Origin of the sequence: Rhodococcus sp. OAS809 (assembly GCF_040546695.1) — a bacterium.
Lineage (GTDB): Bacteria > Actinomycetota > Actinomycetes > Mycobacteriales > Mycobacteriaceae > Rhodococcus_F > Rhodococcus_F qingshengii.
Genome location: NZ_JBEPOI010000002.1, coordinates 2,376,702 through 2,390,576 on the forward strand (window position 1 = coordinate 2,376,702; position 13,875 = coordinate 2,390,576).

Consider the following 13,875-nt stretch of genomic DNA (forward strand, 5'->3'; position numbering starts at 1 on the left):
ACCGATTTGCCTGGTCACCCATCTACGCCTGTGGTCTAGTCAGTGCCCGCGACGGACGACCGGGGGTGTCTATGGTTCCCGGTCTCACTGCCTCGACCTGGCACTCACGGTTCGCGAGTGCCAACTGCATTTTTAGCACTCGAGCGTGCCGAGTGCAAGGTTGAGCCTCAGCCCGCGATGCAGAACTGTCCGTTACTCAAATTGACCGCGAACGAGAGCACTCCGACGCAGTCGACGCCATTGGCATCGGCTGTAGCGCCCGCCCCGTAACCGGCGATGGCGAAGGTGACATTTCCGTCAGCCGCCCCGGCCCGCGCGATACCGCCGCCGAGCGCGAATGCCTGCGCCTGACCGTTACCGCGAGACGCCCCCAGCGCGGTTCCGAAGCCGTTGGCATATGAATTGGAGTAGCCGTTGTCGGCGGCGACGCTCACTGCCGTACCGCTCTCGGCGGCACCGGCCTGCGCGCGGCCGGCTCCGACGGACTGCGCGCCGCAGCTCGCGGTCTCGGAGACCTGGATGTCATTTGCCGACGGCGGCGAGACACACGCGACGGGCGCCGCGGAAGCAGCTCCCGCACCGGTCAGCGCCAGCCCGGCGGCGAGCCCCATACCTACAGTCATCACAGCCCCTGTTCTCGCCAGGCGGCCCCCCAACCGACTACTGGAAATTCCGCTGACTCGAGAGTATGAGCGACGGAACCAGACTGACGAGATCAAGGGCATAGAAACTCCTTCGTGGAACAAGTTCATTGGATTCGGGCGCGAGAGTACCCGCTCGAGTGAAGTCCGTCACCCCCGCCTGGTCAAGCCTCGAGGACGACCCCGAGAAGGGCCGGGAGATCCGCGACCGAATCGATGACATGATCGGGCTTCTGAACCGAGAGGTCGAGCACTGTTTGCCGAAACTTGCCTGTGCGCACCAGAACTCCGGTCAGGCCGACCCGCTGCGAGGAGAGGACGTCCCCGATCAGATCGTCGCCGACCATCACCGTCGCCTCAGGTTCGACATGCATCAACTCCGTGGCTGTCAGGAACCCCGTGAGAGACGGTTTACCCACTGCGGCGATGTTTACACCCGCCACTTCCTCGAAGCCGGGCAAGTACGTTCCGGTGTCGATCCGAAGGCCGTCTACGGTCTCCCACATCATCCCGCGGTGCATCGCGACGACGGGCACTCCGGCGAGCAATAGTTCGAGCACTCGGCTCAGCGCCTCGTGGGTGAACTCCGGGCCGGCGCCGCCGAGAATCACGACCTCGGGATCGGCGTCGTCGAACTCGATTCCCTCGAGATCGGCGGACACGTCACCGTGATTGAGTACCCACGCCCTCGCGTCCGGGTACGTCGCCCGCACGTACTCCCCCGTGAGCCTGGCGGCAGTAACTATCTGGCTCGCCTCCACCTCGATACCGGCGTCGCACAACCCCTGCGCGATGAGTGTCGAACTGCGCGAGGTGGTGTTGGTCAGAAACCCACAGGCCAATCCGCGCCGCCGAACTTCGCGTACTGCTTCCCCTGCTCCCTCGATCGGCTGCCAGGACGTGAGCAGGACTCCGTCGATATCGAACAGAACACCTTCGATGTCGGCCATTGCACCAGCCTATATTCGCCATCGAGGTCCTGCCGAGGCGTCGAAACCCGAAATCCGTCCATCGCTCAGTAGGCTCCCACCCATGGACCTGCGCGACGACGACCTCTTCTCCGTTGCCGGTTCTCTGGCCGAATTGCTCGGCGCTCCCGTCACGATCGAGGACGAGAACTCGACGGTTCTCGCGTACTCCGGCGGCGAGCAGGCCGTAGACGAAGCTCGCATCGGCACGATCCTCGGTCGGCAGGTACCCAGCCGATTCCGCCAATTACTCTCCGATGCAGGAGTATTCGATCGGCTTCACCGAGAGAGCGATCCCATCTACGTCGACCTCGAAGACCCCGCGATCACGCCGCGACTGGTTATCGCAGTTCGCGAGAACGATCACCCCGTCGGCTCGATCTGGGTCGCACTGGCCGGAACACCGACGCCCACACAGGAATCGATACTTCGTTCCGCGGTATCTGTCGTGGCCGAGAGAATCGCCTCGGAGCGTGACCGGGTCGACAGCACACGTCGTCGCCAATCCCAGCGCGTCCAAGCACTGATCGGCGGTGGCGAACCCGCATTCCGCGCCGCCGACGACTTGCGGTTGGCAGGTCCGCTCACGGTGGTCGCGGTCGGAACCGTCACGGGACCACTGCCGGCGGGGTTGGTCGCCTCCTTGAGCTTGTACCTGGACACTCTGGCCGTCGACGCCGTGATCGCACAGTTGATCGACTCGACGTACCTTGTTGTCGGCGCTGACGAAGCGAACGCCCGCCGACTGTTGGAGGACTTCCTCAGCCGCGCCCGCACACGAGCACAACTTGCCGTTGCGGTGGGCCGCACCGTGAAATCAGCCAGCGAATGCCATTTGTCACGCGCCGACGCCGACCATGTTCTGGGCGCGCTGCGACACAACCGGTCCGGCGGGATTGTCGCGGGTATGAACGACACCTTGGCGTCGGTACTGGCCTTACATGTTGCCGACATATTCGACGGACTGAGCACCGCCACACCTATGCACGCCCTGGAAGGGTACGACCGTCGACATGGAAGCGAACTCGTCGCAACGGCCCACACCTTCCTCGACAAGGGCGGTGATGTCGCGAGTTCCTCCGCAGCATTGCATGTTCACCCCAACACTCTCCGCAATCGATTACGCCGCTGCAAGGAGATGTGCGGGGTTGACCTGAGCGACGCGGACACTCGACTGATCCTGATGCTTCAGTTCAAACTACGAAGTTCCTGAGCCGGCGAAGAAGGTATCGGAGCATCTCCCGTGCCGCTCCACTTTGGGGGGTATTCGACAAAATATCACCCAAAAGTATTAACGACCAGTCCGCCAAAAGTCATAATTACCGGCCACGATTCCCAAAACCCAGCAATTCGGCAATCATCAATCTTGCAATCTGGTTAGCGTTCCGCAAGATCTTCCTCTCACGGCCCAAATAGGCCATTTTGGTTGCCTGACCAGCACAAATGAAACACGTTTCAGTTTGGTTCTACAAATTCCTAGTCAAAGTGGACTTGCTCGAGCTAACCTCATTCCCGTCACGCCACATAAGACCCCGAACGCCACACGGATCTCTTAGCAGAACGATCGCAAGGGTCCGTGCACTAGTCGAACCTGCTCTTTGTGGAATGCAACAAGCATGCGCCGATGTACAAAAAGTCTTCCAGATCTATCGAAAGGATGGAACTTCATATGATCGCAATGTTCCTTCAAGCAACGGCTGCGTTGTTCACCGGATTACTGGACAATGTATGGAGCGGATCCCTAGTGCCCGGCATCGAGGGCGCCACCGGCTCGCTAGCCGGATTAATCGAGACCGGCTCATCGCAACCCTGATCCATTTCAGAACATCACCCAACGACAGGAGTAAACGATGGATCTAGGATCGATGGTGCCTTACCTCAAGGAACCGATAATTTTGCAGATCATTTCATTGCTCGTATACAGAGGCTCCATGGCGTCAGTCGACTTCGACTGGCAACCCCCACTCGGCTGACTTCAACAGAATTTCCTACCGTGATAAAAATCTACCGCAAGGAGCGTTAGCATAGTGGATACAGCAAGTATAATCGACGCAGTCACGAGCATTGATTCGCAATCATTGCTACCCCCGTTCGTTTATGTGCAGGCAATAGTCGACGGCATCTTCAAGTCTATCTCCGCAGCCATCAACCTAATGGCTAGCGGTTCTGCAGGTATTGGTGGAAGCATTCAGACCGCCCTCGGCTCGACCGTTGCCCCGTAGTCGGGAGAGGAGACAATAATGTTCGATCTTTCAATGAGCTATCTGTCGGATCTGGTGGGATTTGGCTCAATCGACCTAGTAGGTACGTTCGCGAAGTATCTCAACACCCTGTCCGCGTACACGCCGACGCCGCTCTAAGGAAAGGTGATTTACAATGCTGCAAAGATATATCACCAGTTTGATCGCCTGGGCTACTGGGACCATAGAGTTGACCGGCCTGGGAAGTACCATTCTGCAGAAGTAAATTCTCTGGTGCAACTTCTCTACTCTGAACTTCGATGATCCCCGAGGCTCCAATTCGCCTCGGGGGTCATTTCGCGTTCCAAGCACGAGAGTTTTCCAGGCACGAGAGTTCCGGGCCACGAGAGTTCCGGGGCACGGACACTTTGATCCGGCACCCGCCACGTGAGGAGTTCGACATGAGACTGCCCAACCTGCTGGATGCGGCTGTCACACAGGTGAATCCGCGAGACGCGGACTTCGTCTACAACGAGTCCGCCGGCCACCTGAAGCATCTGGTCGGCGTGTACTTCTTCGAAACATCTCAGCACCCAGCCGCAGAATTCACGCAGGCGCAAGCCGTCGATTGGGTCACCGCCAGGCTCGGACACAATCGCATGTTCACCCACCGAATCCAGCACACGCCACTGGGACTCGGCCATCCGTACTGGGTTCCAGACCCCAACCTGGATGTGGGCGACCACGTGCGGGTCAACGCGATTTCCGAGCCGGGTTGGGCACCATTTCAAGAAATGCTCAGCGCCCTGCTGACCTCGAGAATGGATCTCAGCCGCCCACCCTGGGAACTGCACTTTTTCACGGGGATCGAGGGGCTTGACGCTCTACCCGGCAGGCTGACGGCGGTTGTGCTCAAGTCTCATCACAGCGCGGCCGACGGAATCGCGATCCGAATGCTGGGTGAAGCCATATTTTCGGATGCGCAACGGCCGAGGAAATCAGCACCTGCAATACGGTTCCTACGGGGACGTCTCTTCACGCGATCAGTGCTGAGTTTCCCCGGCCAACTTATCCAGTTCGCCAAGAGCATTCCGGGCAATCGGGCTGCTGCCCGTGCGGTAGTCGAGGCGAAGAGTGCTGGAGAATGGGACGAGTGCATCTACGAAAGTACTAGCACCCGCTTCAACTGCAAGGTAAGCGGGTCGGCATTGGTGGAGCCGATCATCCTCGCAGGCAACGAGGTTCGGCATGTGAAGAACGCAGTCCCCGGAGCGACTGTCAACGACGTCCTTCTGGCTGTGGTCGGTTGCGCGATGGCGCGATACCTTACCGAGAAGAGCGAAGCGCCTCGAGGTTCTCTGTTCGCGATGGTTCCGCGGTCCATGCGCAAGCAAGAGGAGTGGGAGTCCGCAAACCAATTGGTGAATCTGTCCGTGAACATGCACACCACGATCACGGATCCGCTGAAGAGACTCGCTCTCATCGCAGAGTCTGCACGCTCGGAGAAGGCCCGTACGTCCCACACAGCGGTCCGGCGGATGAGCACAGTGTTGGAGACCCTACCCGCTCCGATAGCGCGGTTGATGGCATATTCACGTCACCATGACGACTACAAGCCGGATGGGCCGCGGTATCAGCACACGATGGTGAGTAACATTCCGCTCTCGGTCAACGGACTGACCCTGAACGGGGCATCTGGCACTGCCGTACTCGCTAATCAAGCACCGGTCGACGGTGACGGGCTGCGGCACTTCATGGTAGCTGCGAGTGGCGGCAACCTAACGCTCAACGTGATTGCAGACGCCGCAACGATGCCAGATCTAGGCCACTACCTGGAGTTGCTTCGCGCGAGTTTCGAGGAACTGAAGGAAGCCGCAAAGACGCGTGAGCTCGAGAGCAACTCGACCGTCATCGCATCCTGATCCCTTATTCACCAAGACATTACGAGCCCGGCCTACCACTGCGGTAGGTCGGGATTCTTGTCGAGCGGGTAATTCTGCACGTAACTCGCATCCACATGGTCTGGAAGCGCCTCCCGGCACACACTTCTGGCACTCACGCACAAGACTACGCAAAACAGCGCTGCCTGAGTGGGGTGTCAGGCAGCGCTGCTAATCACCGGGGTCCGGATTGACTATGGATGCAGAACGCCCGCACCCGAATTCAGTGCCGGGTAACTACCGGTCGCACCCACCGCATTGGCGGGAATGCATGAGGTCGGCGCACTGACTGTCCCGAAGATAGGCACTGACGCCTTCGATGTGAAACGGAAGTAATTCGCCGAGAAGTTATACATCTGGGCCGCGGTGCCCTGAGTGTCGAACTTCACGTCCAACGCACTGTTCCGAGTTTGGAAACTAATCTTCGGAAGCTGGTATGTCACGCCTACGCCGACATCCGCACCGTCCACGATCAGTTGCGATCCGGTATCGGTGAGAGTGACCGTGCCTGTGTAGCCCGAACCGGAACCGGCCACCAGTGCGGCCGATCCTGCGACGAACGTCGCTGGGTCATAGCGGTAGACAAGCCTGACGTCATCAATGCCGAGGAATGTGACACCCGAGACGCCAGAACTGCTGGGCGTCGTCGCTGAACCGGGCTGAAGGGTGTATGAATTTACCCCGGGCGTGGCATTCACAGTGACGTGGTTAGCCGTGACCGAGGTTGGAACTACCTGATCCACGGTCTGCCCAACACTTACAGCGCGGCACGCCTGGTTATAGCTCGTCACCGTCGTACCTGCAGTTGCCGACGCCGGTGCAACTGCTGCGAATACCATGCCCGCCGAAGCAGTTGCTACTGCTAGAGCGGCCACCGTACGTTTTGCCGTTGAAACATGCATATCTTCTACTCCTCATTCCCTTTCGGGATCGGTTTTTAGCGTTGATAGCACTTCCTGCCAAACGCAGTTCGAGTAAAGTTGAACTACTGCATTGACAGCCTCCGCATCACCGGAATTTTCGCGGCGAAGGGGAAGTCTTTGAGGCCGTGCGCAGCACGATAGGATTTGTTCACTACCGATGCACGACCGAAATCTTGACAACGGAGATTAGCGATACGACATCACCCGGGAATCATGTCTCGATTCCGAAAAAGATGACGTCCGACCGTGAGAAACCACCTCCAATCAGCTGGTTTGGTAGCACCCATTCCACTGGATGCTCACACCGAGCGGTAAGTTGGAACAGCTGATCGACGATTGAAGGCCATTCACGATTTGCCGTTTATGTGACGACCGTCACCATACCTCAATTACTAGAACTTGTAACAGTTTTTGAAAGAAATCTCTCGACAACTTGAAATGGCGCCCCCACTTACATCCAGGATTTGCACGCGACTAATACCAAGGAACTAACATTCAGCGAAACATTAATACTAAAGTATTAACAACGCAGCTCATTCGAGAGATGGTTAATACTTTAGTATTAATTCAAAAGTTCCAGCGCATTTACGAACCGACTCACTGTGATTCGCTTCCCAAGCGAGGGCTGTGCACTCGCACAACGCATTCCCCGAAGCTGTGGCCGAACGGCCAGTCCTTTTGCCGCCCCCGCGATTCATGCTTGGGAGAAGAGCCGGATGTGACCGGCGTCTCGGTTCGAGCAGAGTCTGTAGAAGGAGTGCGTCATGGGAACTCGTCAAAGCCCCGATCGTGTGGTCGTGGTCGGTGCGGGTGTTGTCGGATTGTCGACGGCCTGGTTCTTGCAGGAACGTGGAGTCGAGGTCACCGTCGTCGATCGCGACGGCGTCGCAGCCGACGCGAGCTGGGGCAACGCCGGTTGGCTTGCCCCCGCATTGACGCTTCCGCTGCCCGAACCCGCAGTGCTCCAATACGGCTTGCGCGCGATGCTCAGCCCGTCGTCCCCGGTGTACGTGCCACTGACCACCGATCTGAAGCTGATTCGGTTCCTGGTCGGGTTCGCGCGCCACTGCACGCCGTCGAAGTGGCAGGAAGCGATGTCGGTCTACACCGAGGTCAACCGAACAGCCTTGGGCGCGTATGACGAACTCGCCGACGGTGGCGTCAAAGAGCTGACCCGCCTGGCCGATCCTTTCCTCGCCGCGTTTGCATCCGAGAAGGACCGACAGACTTTGGTGGACGAGTTCCATCACGTCGAGGCCGCGGGCGGCGAGGTCGACTTCGACCTCCTCGACTACGACGCGATTCATTCGCTCGAGCCTTCACTCGGCCAGGGTGTGAAAGCCGGTTTGCGCCTGCGCAATCAGCGTTTCATCGATCCCCCGTTGTTCGTGAACTCGTTGGCGGACGCGGTTCGTGAACGCGGTGGAGAAATCGTCAGCGGTTTCGACGTCACGCAGATCGACGATCGGGTCGGCGGAGTCACTGTTCGCAGTGCACACGGTGATTCACGCGACGGTGACTCCGTAGTCATCTCGAGCGGTGCCCGCTTGAACAAGCTCGCAGCACCGTTCGGTGTGCGCAAACTGGTGCAGGCCGGACGCGGATACAGCTTCAGCGTCAAGCCCGAGCACCTCCCCAAGAACCCTGTGTATTTCCCCACCCAGCGCGTCGCATGCACTCCGTTGCACGATCGCTTCCGAGTGGCCGGAATGATGGAATTCCGCAGCCCTGACGCGCCGCTGGATCCGCGCCGCGTGCAGGCGATCATCGATGCGGCCAAGCCGATGCTCAGCGGCATCGACTGGACTGCGCGGGAAGAGGAATGGGTGGGATCACGACCGTGCACTACCGACGGCTTGCCGTTGATCGGAGCCACGCGCTCGCCGCGCGTGCACGTCGCCGGTGGCCACGGGATGTGGGGAATCGCCCTGGGTCCGTTGACGGGAAAGATGGTGGCCGACTCGATGACCGGTGCTCAGACGCCGACCGTCATGAGTCACTTCGATCCGCTGCGCTGACAGCCGGTTTCACCCACTTGTAGTACGCGCCCGTCAGCAGAACCAGCCATCCGGCGCCGACGAGCAGCGCAACTCGGGTATCGGCGATGACGCCGAGCAACACGATGACAAAAGCCAGGAACACGATCGCGAAGATCTGACCGTACGGCCACAGCGGCACTGGAAACTTCAGTGCCGCTGTTTCGTCTGCACTCATCTGAGCGCGGGAACGGAACTGCGAGAGCAGGATCATGATCCAGACGAAAATGGTGGCGAAGGTCGCCAGCGAGGCGATGACGAGGAACACCTGGTCCGGGATCAGGTAGTTGAGCACTACTCCCACCAACAGGGCAACGGTCATGATGACAACGGTCATCCACGGAACACCGTTGGCGGAGACTCTCTTCATCACCTGCGGGGCCTGGCCGGCATGCGACATTCCGAACATCATGCGACCCGCACCGAAAACGTCGCTGTTGATGGCTGACAGGGCTGCGGTGATGACGACGATGTTGAGGATCGATGCGGCCGTTCCCAATCCGAGGTTCTCGAAGATCTGGACGAACGGGCTGTTGTCGGAGTTGATGGTCTGCCACGGAATGATCGCCATGATGACGGCGAGGGTGCAGATGTAGAAGAGAATGATGCGCACCGGGACCGTGTTGACGGCTTTCCTGATGGTCTGCGCCGGATCCTCGGCTTCGCCCGCGGTGATACCGATGATCTCGGTGCCACCGAACGCGAACATGACGATCGCGAAACACGCGACGAATCCGCCGAAGCCCGTCGCGAAGAACCCGCCGTCCGACCAGAGGTGGCTGATTCCGGCATCGGTGTCGTGAACGCCGAATCCGAACACGATGATCGCGATGCCGCCGGCGATCATCGCGATGATGGCGGTGATCTTCACGAGCGTGAACCAGAATTCCAGTTCGCCGAACACCTTGACGCTCAACAGGTTTATCGCGCCGATGAAGAAGACGACAGCCAGAACCCAGATCCATCTCGGTACGTCCGGGAACCAGAACTGCATGTACAGGCCGAAGGCGGTGACGTCGGCGAGGCACACGATCACCATCTCGAACGTGTACGTCCACCCGGTCATGAAACCGGCGAGTGGTCCGAGGTGCTTGTTCGCGTACTCGCTGAACGAACCGGAAACCGGGTTACGGACCGCCATCTCGCCGAGCGCTCGCAACACCAGGTAGACCGCGATACCGCCGATCAGGTAGGCCAGGAGCACCGACGGGCCGGCTCGTTTGATGGCCTCGGCGCTGCCGTAGAACAGTCCGGTTCCGATGGCTGATCCGAGGGCGATGAAGCGGATATGGCGCGCTGTCAGCCCTCGCTTGAGGCCATCCTGCGTCGCGGCGTCGCTGTTCACTTCTCGGTACTCCAGTCGGATGGATCGTCATACGTGCGCGAACCATTGTCCGCTACCACCGCGCGTGTTCCCGCACGACCCTGTTGGACGGCCGTACAGTGACCTGACACACATGGTCCATTGACGGATCGCTTACGATCGACAAAAGTGTTTGTAACTTTACGTAGCATCAACTCGACTGGAGAGACTGTGTCCAACACCCTCGAAGCAAGCATCGACATCGACGCATCACCGCAGGACGTGTGGGCAATCGTCGCCGACCTGCAGCGCATGGGCGAATGGAGCCCCCAGTGCAAGGTGATGAAGGTAATCGGCGGGACCGTGCGTGAGGGCGCCAAGACGATCAACGTCAACCGCAAGGGCCTGCTGGTCTGGCCGACGTCGTCGAAGGTCGTTCGCTTCGAGCCCAACAAGTCGGTGGCGTTCCGCATCGCGGAGAACCGCACGATCTGGTCCTACGAACTCGAGCCGACCGCTACCGGCACCAAAGTGACCGAGCGTCGCGAGGCTCCCACCGGAACGTCGAAGGTCTCGCAGTTCCTCGTCAAGACCGTCCTGGGCGGAAACGCCGACTTCGAGGTCGAGCTCGTTGAAGGCATGAATGCCACCTTGAAGCGTGTGAAGAGCGAGGCCGAGGCGGCTGCACGCACCTCTGCTTGACCCTCGACCTGGTCGAGGCATCAGGATCCGTTCCATGGATCCCGTGATGACACAGATAGCGCAGGCACAAGAATTGGCGAGCTCCGGCGATCGAGCCGGGGCTCGCTCTGCGTTCGAGAAGGTGTGGGAAGAGATCAGCGCCGCCCCCGATGCGCTCCACATCGTCTCCCTCGCGCACTACATGGCCGACGTTCAAGACGATCCGGCTCAAGAGCTCTGCTGGGACCTGCGCGCCCTCGACGCTGCAGATTCGTTGACCGACGCGCGAGCCCAGGAACACCACGCATCGCTGCAGGTCGCCGGTTTCTATCCATCGCTGCACCTCAACCTGGCTGCCGACTACCGCAAACTCGGACGCGACGCCGAGGCCGTCGAGCATCTGACGAAGGCCGAGGCGTCGGTCGGCACACTCGCCGACGACGGTTACGGCCGGATGATCAGGGGCGCTATCGAGCGACTGCGGGCAGAATTGATCCGTGACCACTAGTTCCGCCCTCTTGACGATCGGCGAGATGTCCAGGGCGTCGGCGCTCCCGATCAGCGCGCTGCGGTTCTACGACAAGGAAGGCGTGCTCGTCCCGCATTCCGTCGATCCGCACACCGGTTACCGCTGGTACACCGACGACCAACTCCGCGACGCACGCGTGATCGCCGGTATGCGGCGCGTCGGTGTTCCGATCCGCGACATGATGGCCGTCCTGACCGGACCGGAACCCCATTCGTGCCTCGACGCCCATCTGCGCAACCTCGAGGACGGTCTCGCCGACGCCCGGGCCGAACTGGGACGAATCCACCGCCTGATCGACGCGCTACCTATCTCCGGCGGCGTGGACATCGACTCGTGGGATCTACGACGCGCACTCGACGCCGTGCTGTTCGCCGTGAACGAGGAATCGGAGTTCCCGATACTTCGCGGCGTCCACCTCGACATTCACGACGGCGTCGCTGCGTTTGTCACCACTGATCAGTTCCGGCTCGCGGTCGCCGAGGTGACAGTTCACTCCGCTCTGACGGTGTCCGCTGTCGTTCCCGTCACCTTCGCGCGATTGTTGCGCGACGTCGCCGGCGTCGTGACGCTGACTTTCTCCGCGCGCACGGTGACTGCGTCGTATCCGGGAGGTGAGGTGTCCAGCCCCCTGATCGAGGACGGAGAGTTCCCCGATCACCGAATCCTGCGCGAGCACCACAACGCCGTCGAACTGAGCGGCGACCACCTTGCCGCCCTGCTCAACGGCACCGAGGACAGTGCCGTCGTCAGCGTCGGCGAAGACGGTGGTGCCCGGGTGGATCCGGGCGGAACGGATCCCCGTGAGAAGTTCCGAGTACTGGTCGACCGGCAGCGACTGCGCGACGCCGCCGCAGCCCAACCGGGGCGGCAACTGGTGATCCGAGTAAGCGGTGCGACGCTCCCGCTGGCGATACGCACCGGCGACTGTGTCGGGTACTACTCGTACTTGATGCCACTACAGCCTGTAGGAGAGAAGGCGTTCACGTAATCTATGGATGCTCTACCACCCCGTACTGTCAGTGCGACCAGCAGAAGACCTACCGAGTAGTTAGAGGAGCCTGTGGCACGCCGACCCACACCCCCCGGAACCCCGCAACCCACCGGGATCGGACATATCGTCGATCTGGTTCGCCATGCGATTCCGCCACTTCATCCCGCCGGCCTGCCGTTCGTGCTGGCCCCGCTGGGAGTTGCGGCTCTGGGCCGCAACCGTAAGTGGGTGCGCCGAGCCGGTCTGACCACCGCCGCCGCATGCGCCACGTTCTTCCGTCACCCGCACCGGGTGCCGCCCAACCGCATCGGCGTCGTCGTCGCACCCGCCGACGGCGAGGTGGCGCTGGTCGACAACGCCGTTCCGCCCGCCGAGCTCAATCTCGGAAGCGAGCCGCGCCCGCGCGTCAGCATCTTCCTGTCGGTTCTCGACGTGCATGTCCAGCGCAGCCCTGTCGGTGGAACGGTCAAAGAGGTCGTTCACCAGGCAGGCAAGTTCCTCTCCGCAGATCTCGCCGACGCCAGCGAGGTCAACGAGCGCAACAGCATGCTGATCGAAACCGCCGATGGTCACGAGGTTGCGGTTGTCCAGATCGCGGGACTGCTCGCACGCCGCATCGTCTGCTACGCCGGTGTCGGTGACGTCCTGCCGATCGGCGACACGTACGGACTGATCCGTTTCGGCTCACGCGTCGACACCTATTTCCCCGCCGGAACCACACTCCTGGTCGAGCCGGGACAACGCACGATCGGTGCTGAAACAGTTATCGCGCAACTGCCGTGAAGACGCCGAAGATGAAGTCAGCCGTGAAGAAGCCGGGAGCAGCCCAACCCGGCGCGAAGATGCCCAAACGCACCCAGGCGGTGCGGTTGCTGCCGTCCGTCATCACCATCCTGGCGCTGTGCGCCGGGCTGTCCGCCGTCAAATTCGCTCTCGACGGACAACCCGGTACCTCGCTCGCGATGATCGGCGCAGCTGCCGTCCTCGATTCACTCGACGGCCGCATCGCGCGACTGCTCGACGCCACCAGCAAGATCGGCGCCGAACTCGACTCACTGGCCGACTCCATCTCCTTCGGCGTCGCCCCGGCCCTGGTCCTGTACGTGACCTTGCTGGACGGCACCAGCATCGGCTGGATCATCGCGTTGATCTACGCGGTCAGCATCGTGTTGCGACTCGCACGTTTCAACACCCTGCTCGACGACGACGACGTCCCCGCGTATGCACGTGAGTACTTCGTCGGCGTTCCGGCTCCGGCCGGCGCACTCATCGCCCTCACTCCCCTGGCCGCGACGGCTCAGTGGGGTGACGGCTGGTGGTCTTCGCACTTCGTCGTCATCGTGTGGACGCTCTTCTCGGCTGCACTGATCGTCAGCCGCATCCCGACGCTGGCGATGAAGTCGGTATCCGTGCCGCCGCACATGGCGGCCGGCCTGCTCGTCCTGGTGACGTTGGCTGCAGCCGCACTCATCACCTACCCGTACATCCTGCTGATCGTTCTCATCGCGATCTACCTGGTGCACATCCCGTTTGCCGTGCACTCGAAGCGGTGGGTGGCAGCACGTCCCGAAACCTGGGACATCAAGCCTTCCGAACGCCGCGCGATCCGACGCCAACCCAACGTCGGTGGCCGCCGCTCGGCCGCTCGTCTCGGATTGCGGCGACCCCGCTAGTCCACGACGT

Annotated in this window: 12 protein-coding genes; 8 read left to right on the forward strand and 4 right to left on the reverse strand. The window is 60.9% G+C overall.

Annotated features, from left to right (window positions below; translation table 11 throughout):
• Nucleotides 1-167: 167 nt before the first annotated feature.
• Together ABIE52_RS14060 and ABIE52_RS14065 are read right to left on the reverse strand one after the other, a co-directional pair.
• The gene (locus tag ABIE52_RS14060; RefSeq protein ID WP_039973364.1) at nucleotides 168-725 is read right to left on the reverse strand and encodes a DUF6764 family protein; all 558 of its coding nucleotides are present in this window, start codon (nucleotides 723-725) and stop codon (nucleotides 168-170) included.
• Between the two features lie 80 nt (nucleotides 726-805).
• Nucleotides 806-1,591 (reverse strand): HAD-IIA family hydrolase, encoded by a 786-nt coding sequence (locus tag ABIE52_RS14065; protein WP_003941506.1) that lies wholly within the window; start codon nucleotides 1,589-1,591, stop codon nucleotides 806-808.
• An 82-nt stretch (nucleotides 1,592-1,673) separates the two neighbouring features.
• Between ABIE52_RS14065 and ABIE52_RS14070 the strand changes: the two genes are divergently transcribed.
• On the forward strand, nucleotides 1,674-2,822 hold the full coding sequence (locus ABIE52_RS14070) for a PucR family transcriptional regulator (protein ID WP_007733721.1): 1,149 nt from the start codon (nucleotides 1,674-1,676) through the stop codon (nucleotides 2,820-2,822).
• A gap of 1,428 nt (nucleotides 2,823-4,250) precedes the next feature.
• Entirely contained in the window at nucleotides 4,251-5,711 is a 1,461-nt protein-coding gene (locus ABIE52_RS14075) for a wax ester/triacylglycerol synthase domain-containing protein (RefSeq protein ID WP_007733717.1), read from the forward strand.
• Between the two features lie 212 nt (nucleotides 5,712-5,923).
• Here the strand turns inward: ABIE52_RS14075 and ABIE52_RS14080 are convergent, their stop codons facing one another.
• Nucleotides 5,924-6,427, reverse strand: a complete 504-nt coding sequence (locus ABIE52_RS14080) for a hypothetical protein (protein WP_042450431.1) — start codon at nucleotides 6,425-6,427, stop codon at nucleotides 5,924-5,926.
• Between the two features lie 989 nt (nucleotides 6,428-7,416).
• Here ABIE52_RS14080 and ABIE52_RS14085 point away from each other — a divergent pair.
• On the forward strand, nucleotides 7,417-8,670 hold the full coding sequence (locus ABIE52_RS14085) for an NAD(P)/FAD-dependent oxidoreductase (protein WP_042926583.1): 1,254 nt from the start codon (nucleotides 7,417-7,419) through the stop codon (nucleotides 8,668-8,670).
• Here the strand turns inward: ABIE52_RS14085 and ABIE52_RS14090 are convergent.
• Nucleotides 8,642-10,033, reverse strand: a complete 1,392-nt coding sequence (locus ABIE52_RS14090; RefSeq protein ID WP_021333985.1) for an amino acid permease — start codon at nucleotides 10,031-10,033, stop codon at nucleotides 8,642-8,644. The two genes, ABIE52_RS14085 and ABIE52_RS14090, sit on opposite strands and share 29 nt — an antisense overlap.
• A 189-nt stretch (nucleotides 10,034-10,222) precedes the next feature.
• Between ABIE52_RS14090 and ABIE52_RS14095 the strand changes: the two genes are divergently transcribed.
• The 5 genes from ABIE52_RS14095 to ABIE52_RS14115 all read left to right on the forward strand — a co-directional run bounded on the left by ABIE52_RS14095 (nucleotide 10,223) and on the right by ABIE52_RS14115 (nucleotide 13,865).
• Complete coding sequence (locus ABIE52_RS14095) at nucleotides 10,223-10,693, forward strand: SRPBCC family protein (protein ID WP_003941500.1); 471 nt, start codon at nucleotides 10,223-10,225, stop codon at nucleotides 10,691-10,693.
• A gap of 34 nt (nucleotides 10,694-10,727) precedes the next feature.
• Entirely contained in the window at nucleotides 10,728-11,180 is a 453-nt protein-coding gene (locus tag ABIE52_RS14100) for a hypothetical protein (RefSeq protein ID WP_007733713.1), read from the forward strand.
• A complete protein-coding gene (locus tag ABIE52_RS14105; protein WP_042450437.1) occupies nucleotides 11,170-12,189 on the forward strand; it encodes a DNA polymerase III subunit beta family protein in 1,020 nt (339 codons plus the stop codon). The genes ABIE52_RS14100 and ABIE52_RS14105 overlap by 11 nt, the downstream gene beginning before the upstream one ends.
• A 72-nt stretch (nucleotides 12,190-12,261) precedes the next feature.
• On the forward strand, nucleotides 12,262-12,975 hold the full coding sequence (locus ABIE52_RS14110; protein WP_007733711.1) for a phosphatidylserine decarboxylase: 714 nt from the start codon (nucleotides 12,262-12,264) through the stop codon (nucleotides 12,973-12,975).
• 59 nt (nucleotides 12,976-13,034) lie between these two features.
• Entirely contained in the window at nucleotides 13,035-13,865 is an 831-nt protein-coding gene (locus tag ABIE52_RS14115; protein ID WP_029254795.1) for a CDP-alcohol phosphatidyltransferase family protein, read from the forward strand.
• The last annotated feature ends 10 nt before the right edge of the window (nucleotides 13,866-13,875 follow it).

Excerpts from the sequence above, each read along its gene's own strand:
- ABIE52_RS14060 (WP_039973364.1), bottom strand. The coding sequence starts at position 725 with ATGCCCTTGATCTCGTCAGTCTGGTTCCGTCGCTCATACTCTCGAGTC.
- ABIE52_RS14065 (WP_003941506.1), bottom strand. The coding sequence starts at position 1,591 with ATGGCCGACATCGAAGGTGTTCTGTTCGATATCGACGGAGTCCTGCTC.
- ABIE52_RS14070 (WP_007733721.1), top strand. The coding sequence starts at position 1,674 with ATGGACCTGCGCGACGACGACCTCTTCTCCGTTGCCGGTTCTCTGGCC.
- ABIE52_RS14075 (WP_007733717.1), top strand. The coding sequence starts at position 4,251 with ATGAGACTGCCCAACCTGCTGGATGCGGCTGTCACACAGGTGAATCCG.
- ABIE52_RS14085 (WP_042926583.1), top strand. The coding sequence starts at position 7,417 with ATGGGAACTCGTCAAAGCCCCGATCGTGTGGTCGTGGTCGGTGCGGGT.
- ABIE52_RS14100 (WP_007733713.1), top strand. The coding sequence starts at position 10,728 with ATGGATCCCGTGATGACACAGATAGCGCAGGCACAAGAATTGGCGAGC.
- ABIE52_RS14115 (WP_029254795.1), top strand. The coding sequence starts at position 13,035 with ATGCCCAAACGCACCCAGGCGGTGCGGTTGCTGCCGTCCGTCATCACC.